Here is a 9952-nt window from a genome sequence, read left to right on the forward strand (position 1 = left end):
GACGAGCATTACCGTGGGACATCGAGGCCTCCTGGCGATGGTTGAACTGAACAGCTCCATCAAGCCAGGAGGCCTCTTCACACGCCCCGAAGTGTCACCAACGTCATGGCCGAGTACATCGTCGCCGCTACTCCGCGGCCGCGTCCGGCGCGGGTGGATCCGTGCGGAAGCCGACCAGGCGGTGCGTGCCGTCGCAGTAGGGCTTGATCGAGGAGACGCCGCAGCGGCAGAGCGCGACCGTCCGCCGGGTGCGCGGCACGGGCCGCCCCTGCGGATCCACGATCTCGAACTCGCCGCGCACGAGCAGCGGGCCGTCCGGGTACGCGATGATGCGCGGCGGCTCGGGCGCGGGCGACCGGGCGGCTCCGGATCCCCGCGTCAACTCGTCGTCCGCGGGCGACGCGCTCACGCGGCGGCCACGACCGCGGCCGTCGACCCCTCCCGCAGCGACGACCGTCCGGCCTGCCAGCTGCTGAGCACGTGCGCGCCGACCCAGCCCTCGACCTCGAGGCACGCGGCCGCGCCGAACAGGACGTCGTCGAGCAGCCCGGGCTCGGACTCGACGAGCCCGCCCGCGAGGTCGTGCGCGGCGATCTGCTCGTGCACGGCGTCGGCCTCGACGTGCTCGTCGTAGTACCAGGCGACGTCGTCGCCGAAGCCCAGCCGGCGGATCCCGCTCGCGTACAGGCGGCTCGGCACGCTCGAGGTTATCTCGAACGCGGCGAGGTGGCCGACGATCGCGCCGCGGAGGCGCCGGTGCAGGCCGAAGAGCGACATGGCGTTCGACGACGCGAGCGTGATCGCGGGCACGTCGTCGAGGTAGGAGCCGTAGCGGTCGTCGAGGCCGACGCCGCGCAGGGTCGCGCCGAAGATGGTGGCGTGCACGCGCTCGGGCCGGCCGCCGCCGTACTCGTCGGCCTGGATCTCCACGAGCGCCGCCTTGGCGCGGCCGCGGAGGCGCGGGATCGCCCAGGAGTGCGGGTCGGCCTCGCCGAGCGTGTAGATCGAGCGCTGCACGAGGAACTCGCGGAGCTGCTCGACGCTCGCCTTCCGCGCGACGAAGCGGGAGAGGGACGGGCCGGAGTCGGCCGAGGTGAGCGCGAAGAGCGCGGCCGCGACGCCCGCGGACGTGGGCTCGGGACGCGCGGGAACGGCGATGCGCTCGCGCAGGACGGCCTCGAACGCGCCCTCGAGGATCCCGCGCACGGCGATCAGCCGCGGGTCCCACTCGCGGTCATCGCCCACCCCGGCGAGGCCGGCGTGGTGCAGCTCGTAGAGGCAGAACAGGGCCAGCTGGACGTCGTCGTCCCGGACCACGTCGCCCGTGGCGGCGAGCGCATCGGCGGCGAGCGCCGCGAGGTCGGGAGCGGAGGCGAGGGAGCGGGCCTCGACGGCGCTGCCGACGGCCGTGTCGGATCCGAGCACGGACGGCGCGGAGGATCCCCCGACGAGGTCGGCGAGGAGCGCGGCGCTGAGCGGGCCGCGCGCGGCGGGGAGGGGCGACGGGAGGGTGCGCACCGCTTCGTGGGCGGTCGCGAGCAGATCGGTCATGGCTCCACCCTCCTCCGCCCTCGGTCGGCGCGGCCGGGCGTGTCGCGGTCTCCCCCGGACAGCGGTAAGGCGTGCCGGAGGCGCCGCGCGCGGTGCGATCGCCGTGCGCGCATCCGGGATACTGCGGAGAGGCCCGCGCCCGGCGGGCGACGGCCGGCCCGAGGAGGTGCCCATGCGACGCGGCACGAACCTGCCCGCCATCGGCGGTTACAACCGCACCGTCGTGCTCGACGCGGTGCGCCGGGCGGCCGAGGGCGCCAGCCGCTCCGAGATCGCCGAGCGCACGGGCCTCAGCGCGCAGACCGTCACCAACGTCTCCCGCCGCCTCATCGACGAGGGGCTCGTGCGCGAGGGCGGCACCGTGATCCGCGGGCCCGGCAAGCCCCGCACCCTCCTGCACCTCGTGGCCGGCGGGCGCTTCGCGGTGGGCGTGCACATGGATCCCGCGGTCATCACCTCCGTGCTGCTCGACCTCGAGGGCACGGTCCTCCGGCACGTGAGCAGCCCGACGCCGTCCGCGTCCCGCCCCGACGAGGTGGTGGCGCTCGTCGCGCGGCTCGTCGACGGGCTCATCGCCGGCGCCGGCGTGGATCGCGGGGCCGTGCTCGGCGTGGGACTCGCCGCCCCCGGACCCATCGACGTGGGCGCGGGCCTCGTGCTGGATCCGCCGATGCTCCCCCACTGGCGCCACGTGCCGCTGCGCTCGGCCCTCAGCACCGCGACCGGGCTGCCGGTGCTCCTCGAGAAGGACGTGACCGCCGCCGCCGTCGCCGAGCTGTGGTTCGGCCCCGGGGATCGCCGACACCTCGCCTTCGTCTACTACGGCACGGGGTTCGGCACCGGCCTCGTGCTCGGCGGCGAGCCCGTGCGCGGCGCGAGCTCCAACGCGGGCGACGCCGGGCACATCATGGTCGCCGCACGCGGGAGGCGCTGCACGTGCGGGCGGGTCGGCTGCGTGGGCGAGCTGATCACCCCGCACGCGCTCGTGCGCCAGGCCGTCGAGGGCGGCGTGCTCCGGGCCGGCGACGTGTCCGACGCGGCGCTCGAGGAGGCGGCGGCGAGCGGCGACGCGGTCGACATGCGCCTGATCGGTGAGGCCTTCCATGCGCTCGCCGCCCGCGCGGACACCGAGGACGGCTCCGCCCGCCGGATCGTGGAGGCGGCAGCCCGGCACCTCGCGCGCGCCATCGTGATCCAGGTGAACCTACTCGACCTCGACGAGGTCGTCTGCGGCGGCCCGTTCTGGCACCCGATCGCGCGCCTCGTGCTGGAGACGCTGCCCGAGGAGGTGCGTCGGTCCCCCGCGCTCATCGCGAAGCACCCCGTGCGGGTGGTCGAGTCGGCCGTCGGCGAGGACGTCGCCGCCGTGGGCGCCGCCTGCCTCGTGCTCGACAACGCGTTCTCGCCGCGCCCGTCGGCGATGCTCATCCGCGGCTGAGCGCCCATCCGCGGCTGAGCGCGTGTCCGCGGCTGGGCGCCCGTCCGCGGCTGGGCGCCCCATCCCGCCGGGCCCGCCTCATCGTCTGCTGCCGACGGCCGGCGATCGCGGTCCGTGCGCCCGCCCCGTCACCGGATCGAGATGGAGGATGTCTTGACATGGATTAGTCCATACGTTTGGCTAATCCCGACGGGCGGCGACGACGCCGACCGTCCGAGCAAGTGGAGCAAGGGAGCACCATGACGAACCGAACGCCTCGCCGCAGGACGCGGGCCCGCATCCTCCAGATCACGGCGGCGTCCGTCGCCGCCCTCCTCCTCGCCACCGGCTGCTCGGGCGGCGCGGGCGGCGGAGGCGACAGCAAGACCATCAAGGTCGCTTACCAAAAGTTCGGCACCTTCACCCAGATGGACGCCCACATGAAGGAGACCGCGAAGACCTTCGAGGCCGCGAACCCCGGCATGAAGGTCGAGTTCGTTCCCATCGCCGCGCAGAACGACGACTACTTCACCAAGCTCGCGCTGATGAACCGCTCCGCCTCGACCGCCCCCGACGTGATGTACGAGGACACGTTCAAGGTGAAGTCCGACGCGGCCGCCGGCTACCTCCTCCCCCTCGACGACCAGGTCGCGAAGTGGGACGACTGGTCGAAGTTCTTCGACTCCGCCAAGCAGGCGGGCGTCGGCGAGGACGGCAAGGTCTACGGGATCCCGATGGGCACCGACACGCGCGCCCTCTGGTACAACAAGGACCTCTTCCAGAAGGCGGGCCTCCCCGTGCCGTGGGAGCCGAAGACCTGGGACGACGTGCTCGACGCCGCGAAGACGATCAAGCAGGAGCTGCCGGACGTGGTGCCCATCAACGTCTACTCGGGCAAGCCGCAGGGCGAGGGCGCGACGATGCAGGGCTTCGAGATGCTGCACTACGGCACCCCCACGGGCACCCTCTACGACGACTCGACGAGCAAGTGGATCACCGGCTCCCAGGGCTTCGAGGACTCGCTCGGCTTCATCCGCGACGTCTACCAGGGCGGGATCGGCCCGAAGCCCGAGGAGGCGCTCGACACCAACATCGGGACCATCGTCGCCGGCCAGCGGATCCCGCAGGGCAAGCTCGCCATCGACCTCGACGGCTCGTGGCTGAGCGGCACCTGGCTCGACACGGGCACGAACCCGTGGCCCGAGTGGAGCGACGTGATGGGCCAGGCGCCCATGCCCACGCAGGACGGCCAGGCTCCCGGCGCGGTCAGCATGTCGGGCGGGTGGACCCTCGCGGTCGGCGCGAAGACGGCGAACCCCGACAAGGCGTTCGAGTTCATCGCCGACGCGCTCGACAAGGACGGTTCGCAGTCGTACGACATCGCGGCCAGCCAGATCGCGGTCCGCAGCGACGTCGCCGAGGATCCCGAGTACGTCGCGTCCAACCCGACGTTCGAGTTCTTCTCCTCCATCGTCGACAAGACGCACTTCCGCCCGGCGACCACCGACTACAGCCGCATCTCCAACGCGATCACCGTGGCCATGGAGTCGGTGATGACCGGCCAGCAGTCCCCGTCGGAGGCCGCGGCCGCCTACGACCAGGCGCTCGTCGGCATCGTCGGCGAGGACGGGACGCAGAAGGCGGAGGGCTGACGGTGGCCACCATCGCCCCCGTCCCGGTCGGCCCCGACGCCGACGTGCGGAGCGCTGACCGGCGGGGCGCCGCGGGATCGGGAGCGGGATCGGGATCGGGATCCGGCCCGGTCGTCGGCGGGCCGTCGCCCGTCCGCCCGGGGCGCGCCCGCGCCCGCGCGCTCCGCACCGGCGCGCGCACCATCCCGCTGCTGCCCTCGATCGTCCTGCTCGCCCTGTTCCTCCTCGGCCCCGTGATCTCGAGCCTCTACAGCTCCTTCACCGACGCGTCCCTCACCGGGTACGCCGCCGGCGGCGCGCAGTTCATCGGGTTCGACAACTACACGGCGCTGTTCGCGGATCCCGACTTCCCCAAGTCGGTGCTCCTCACGCTCGCGTTCGTGTTCTTCTCCGCGGTCGTCGGGCAGAACGTCGTCGGCCTCGGCCTGGCGCTGCTCATGCGACAGGGGAACCGCGTCGTGCGCGCGATCGTCGGCACCTTCGTCATCGCGGCGTGGGTGCTGCCGGAGATCGTCGCCGCGTTCGCCGCGTACGCGTTCTTCAACGACTCGGGCACGCTCAACACGATCCTCGGCTTCTTCGGGATCCAGGGCCCGAACTGGCTCTACGGCCTGCCGCTGCTGTCGGTCATCCTCGCGAACGTCTGGCGCGGATCCGCCTTCTCGATGCTCGTCTACTCGGCGGCCGTGCAGGAGGTGCCGCCGGAGATCACCGAGTCCGCCGAGGTGGACGGCGCGACCGGCTGGCAGCGGCTGGTGTTCATCACGCTGCCGGTCATCAGCCGCAGCATCTCGACCAACCTGATGCTTACCACGCTGCAGACGCTCTCGGTCTTCACCCTCATCTTCGTGATGACGGGCGGCGGTCCGGGCACCAGCAGCTCGACCCTGCCGATCCTCGCCTACCAGGAGGCGTTCCAGTTCTCGCAGCTGGGCTTCGGCACCGCGATCGCCACGATCATGCTGCTCGTCGGCGCGGTCTTCTCGGTGATCTACATCAGGGCGCTGCGCCCGGAGGTGGACTGACCATGGCCGTGACCACGATGACCCCGACGACCACGCCGGCCGCCCGCCCGGCCCGAGGAGGCGGTCGGCCCGGCCTCCGGGATCCCGCATGACCTCTCCCAGCGGCCGCGTGATGCGCCTCGTCGCGAACCTGGTGCTCGTCGTCGTCGCCCTGTGCTTCGCGGTGCCGCTCGTCTGGCTCGTGCTGGCGTCGGTCGACCCGTCGGCGACGCTCTCGGCGAAGGTGCCGGCGGAGTTCACGCTGGAGAACTTCCGGGCCGTGCTCACGCCCGAGATCTCGTTCATCCCCCTGATGAACAGCCTCGTGCTCTCGGGCGGCTGCGCCGTCGTGACGGTGGTGGTCGCGATCCTCGCGGCCTACCCCCTGTCGCGGTACCGGATGCGGATCAACAAGCCGTTCCTCTACGGGATCCTCTTCGGCACGTGCCTGCCCATCACCGCGATGATGGTGCCCGTCTACAGCCTCTTCGTCACGCTCGACCTCATCGACTCGATCGGCGGCACGGTCTTCTTCCTCGCCGCCACGAGCCTGCCGATGGCGATCTGGATGGCGAAGAACTTCATGGACTCGGTACCGATCTCCCTCGAGGAGGCCGCGTGGACGGACGGCGCGTCTATGATGCGCACGCTCACCCACATCGTCGTGCCGCTCATGCGGCCCGGGATCGCGGTGGTGTTCATCTTCGTGTTCATCCAGGCCTGGGGGAACTTCTTCGTGCCCTTCATCCTCCTGCTGAGCCCGGACAAGCAGCCGGCCGCCGTGAGCATCTTCAACTTCTTCGGGCAGTACGGCTCGGTCGCGTACGGCCAGCTCGCGGCGTTCTCGCTCGTCTACTCGGTGCCCGTCATCGCGCTGTACGTGCTCGTCTCGCGCACGCTCGGCGGGTCGAACGCCCTCGCCGGCGCCGTGAAGGGCTGATCCGCGGGCGGCGGCATCGGCCCATCGCCACGCTGACGCCGCCCGACCGCACCATCCGCCATCGGCGCCGACCGCGCGCCGCGCACGACCCGATCCACCCGCCCGCGGCACGCCGCGCCATCGACTGGAGATGACCATGCCCCCCACCACCGCGCTCGCCGAGGCCCGCATCGCCCGCTTCATCCTCGACCGCCTCACCCCGAACGTCCACCGCCGGCGGATCCCGCTCACGATCGAGGCCTGGGACGCGCCCGGCGAACCGGTCCCGTTCGCGGAGGCCGTGCAGCAGGAGTACCGGCCGTTCGCGGTCGGCACGCCGTGGAGCCGGGCATGGGGCACGACGTGGTTCCACGTCACCGGGACCGTGCCCGACGACGCGGACGCCGCGGGCACCGCGCTCGAGGTGCTCGTCGACCTCGGCTTCAGCGACCGCCAGCCCGGGTTCCAGGCCGAGGGCCTCGTCCACCGTCCCGACGGCAGCGTCGTGAAGGCCATCGAGCCGTACAACGGGTACGTGCCGCTCGAGGGCGTCGGGGCGGGCACCGGGCCGGGCACGCCCATCGACCTCTGGATCGAGGCCGCCTCGAACCCCGACGTCGGCGGCAACTCCTTCTACGGCGAGACGCCGCTCGGCGACCTCGCCACCGCGGGCGACGATCCCCTCTACACGCTCCGCACCATGGACCTCGCGTGGCGCGACGAGGCCGTCTGGGAGCTCGACCGCGACGTCTGGACGCTGCAGGGGCTCATGGGCCAGCTGGATCCGGCGTCGTCGCGGCGGGCCGAGATCCTCGCGGCGCTGGAGCGCGCGTGCGACGCGGTGGATCCCGACGACGTCGCCGGCACCGCCGCCGCCGGCCGGAGGGCGCTCGCGGCGGTGCTCGCGGCGCCCGCCCACGCGAGCGCGCACCGGGTCACGGCCGTCGGCCACGCGCACATCGACTCCGCGTGGCTCTGGCCCGTGCGCGAGACGCGCCGCAAGGTCGCCCGCACGTTCTCCAACGTGCTCGCGCTCATGGACGAGGATCCCGACTTCGTGTTCGCGGCCTCCAGCGCGCAGCAGTACGCCTGGCTGAAGGAGGACCACCCGGGCCTGTTCGAGCGGCTGCGCCAGCGCGTGGCCGAGGGCCGCTTCGTGCCCGTCGGCGGCATGTGGGTCGAGTCCGACACGAACATGCCGGGCGGCGAGGCGCTCGTCCGCCAGCTCGTGCAGGGCAAGCGGTTCTTCCTCGAGGAGTTCGGGATCGACGCCCGGGAGGTGTGGCTGCCCGACTCCTTCGGCTACACGGCCGCGCTGCCGCAGATCGTGCGGGGCGCGGGAGCGGAGTACTTCTTCACGCAGAAGCAGTCGTGGAACGAGACCAACACGATGCCGCACCACACCTTCCTCTGGGAGGGGATCGGCGGCAGCCGCGTCTTCACGCACTTCCCGCCGGTGGACTCCTACAACTCCGACCTCTCCGGCGAGGACCTCGCGCGCGCCGAGCGGCAGCACGCGGAGAAGGCCGTGAGCAACGCGTCCATCGTCCCGTTCGGCTGGGGGGACGGCGGCGGCGGGCCCACCCGCGAGATGGTCGCGGCCGCCCACCGCACACGCGACCTCGAGGGGTCGCCGCGCGTCACGCTCGGCACGCCGCTCGACTTCTTCGACGCCGCGAAGGCCGAGCTCCGGGACCCGCACGTGTGGTCGGGCGAGATGTACCTGGAGTTCCACCGCGGCACGTACACGTCGCAGGCGCGCACGAAGCAGGGGAACCGGCGGAGCGAGCACCTGCTGCGGGAGGCGGAGCTGTGGCTCGCGACCGCGGCGGTGCGCGGCCTCGTCGAGTACCCGCACGACGAGCTCGACGCGCTCTGGCGCACGGTGCTGCTGCTGCAGTTCCACGACATCCTGCCGGGCACGTCCATCGCCTGGGTGCACCAGGAGGCGGAGCGCGAGCACGCCCGCGTGCAGGGGCGGCTGCGGGAGCTCATGGCCGACGCGCAGTCGGTGCTCGCGGGATCCGGCGAGCGGCGCATCGCGTTCAACGCGGCGCCCGTGGACGCGGCGGGCGTCGGCGCGCTGTCGGCCGCGGTCGTGGATCCCGCGCCCGGCTCCCCCGCGCCCGTCGCGGACGGCGACGGCTGGCTCATCGACAACGGCCTCGTCCGCGCGCGCTTCGAGGCCGACGGCACGGTGTCCTCGCTCGTGGACGCGGCATCGGGTCGCGACCTCGTCGCACCGGGTCAGCGCCTCGGCCTCCTGCAGCTCTTCCGCGACACCCCGAACCAGTGGGACGCGTGGGACATCGACGACGCCTACCGCCGCAACCGCACCGACCTCACCGATGTCGAGTCGGTGCGGATCGAGGGCGCGGCCCTCGTGGTCGAGCGCGCCTTCGGCGCCTCGCGCGTCACCCAGACGTGGACGCTGCCGGCCGGCGAGCCGGAGCTGCAGGTCGTCACCGACGTCGACTGGCACGAGCGGCAGAAGCTCCTGAAGCTCGCGTTCCCGGTCGACGTGCACGCCGACCGCGCCGCGTCCGAGGTGCAGTTCGGGCACGTGCAGCGGGTGACGCACGCGAACACCTCGTGGGAGACGGCGCGCTTCGAGACGGTGGCGCACCGCTGGGTGCACGTGGGTGAGCCCGGCTTCGGGGTGGCGGTCGCGAACGACGCGACGTACGGGCACGACGTGACGCGGATCCCCCGCCCCGACGGCGGCAGCGCGACCCTCGTGCGCCAGTCGCTGCTGCGGGCGCCCGTGTTCCCCGACCCGCACGCCGACCAGGGCCGGCACGTGCTGCGCTCCGCGGTGCGGGTCGCGCCCGACGTGCTGGGCGCCGCCGACGCGGGCTACCGGCTGAACCTGCCGATGCGCGAGGTCGCCGGCGACCACGGCGTCGCCCCGCTCGTCACGTCGTCCAACGCGGCCGTCGTGATCGAGGCCGTCAAGCTCGCCGAGGACCGCTCGGGCGACCTGGTCGTGCGGCTCTACGAGGCGCGCGGCGGCCGCGAGCGCACGGTCGTGCGGGTTGACGCGGCAGCCGGCCTCGGCGACCCCATCCGCACCGACCTGCTGGAGCGGCCGCTGGAGGGCGCCGACGCGCGGCCGTCGGGCGAGGGGATCGAGCTGACGCTGCGGCCGTTCGAGATCGCGACCCTGCGGTTCGCGCGCGCCTAGCTGTACTCGGCCGTGACGTTGGTGACACTTCGGGGCGTGTGAAGAGGCCTCCTGGCTTGATGGAGCTGTCTAGTTCAACCATCGCCAGGAGGCCTCGATGTCCCATCGCTAATGCCCGGTTGACTGTTCATGGTCGGCTTCTCCTCGTGCGTCGGGTAGTCGAGGATCGTCGTCCGGTGTCGCATGTGGCTCGCGAGCTCGGGGTGTCGCGTCAGTGCGCGCATC

The 9952-nt window shown here is 72.6% G+C and carries 7 protein-coding genes; 5 read left to right on the forward strand and 2 right to left on the reverse strand.

Annotation, left to right across the window (positions count from 1 at the left end):
• Window positions 1-127: 127 nt before the first annotated feature.
• Together HDR73_RS00755 and HDR73_RS00760 are read right to left on the reverse strand one after the other, a co-directional pair.
• Entirely contained in the window at window positions 128-409 is a 282-nt protein-coding gene (locus HDR73_RS00755) for a CDGSH iron-sulfur domain-containing protein (protein WP_012298423.1), read from the reverse strand.
• On the reverse strand, window positions 406-1551 hold the full coding sequence (locus HDR73_RS00760) for an iron-containing redox enzyme family protein (protein WP_012298422.1): 1146 nt from the start codon (window positions 1549-1551) through the stop codon (window positions 406-408). The genes HDR73_RS00755 and HDR73_RS00760 overlap by 4 nt, the downstream gene beginning before the upstream one ends.
• Window positions 1552-1723: 172 nt before the next feature.
• Between HDR73_RS00760 and HDR73_RS00765 the strand changes: the two genes are divergently transcribed.
• The 5 genes from HDR73_RS00765 (at window position 1724) to HDR73_RS00785 (ending at window position 9727) form a co-directional block, all read left to right on the forward strand.
• Window positions 1724-2989 (forward strand): ROK family protein, encoded by a 1266-nt coding sequence (locus HDR73_RS00765; protein ID WP_041464426.1) that lies wholly within the window; start codon window positions 1724-1726, stop codon window positions 2987-2989.
• A 239-nt stretch (window positions 2990-3228) separates the two neighbouring features.
• Window positions 3229-4620 carry an extracellular solute-binding protein gene (locus HDR73_RS00770; RefSeq protein WP_041464425.1) on the forward strand — a complete coding sequence of 464 codons (1392 nt, stop codon included), beginning with the start codon at window positions 3229-3231 and terminating at the stop codon, window positions 4618-4620.
• A 2-nt stretch (window positions 4621-4622) separates the two neighbouring features.
• Window positions 4623-5645, forward strand: a complete 1023-nt coding sequence (locus HDR73_RS00775; protein ID WP_041464424.1) for a carbohydrate ABC transporter permease — start codon at window positions 4623-4625, stop codon at window positions 5643-5645.
• Between the two features lie 88 nt (window positions 5646-5733).
• Complete coding sequence (locus HDR73_RS00780; RefSeq protein WP_012298418.1) at window positions 5734-6564, forward strand: carbohydrate ABC transporter permease; 831 nt, start codon at window positions 5734-5736, stop codon at window positions 6562-6564.
• 136 nt (window positions 6565-6700) lie between these two features.
• The gene (locus tag HDR73_RS00785; protein WP_041464423.1) at window positions 6701-9727 is read left to right on the forward strand and encodes an alpha-mannosidase; all 3027 of its coding nucleotides are present in this window, start codon (window positions 6701-6703) and stop codon (window positions 9725-9727) included.
• Window positions 9728-9952 lie beyond the last annotated feature (225 nt).

The sequence above is a fragment of the Clavibacter sp. genome (genome assembly GCF_014802555.1).
Classification (GTDB): Bacteria; Actinomycetota; Actinomycetes; order Actinomycetales; family Microbacteriaceae; genus Clavibacter; species Clavibacter sepedonicus.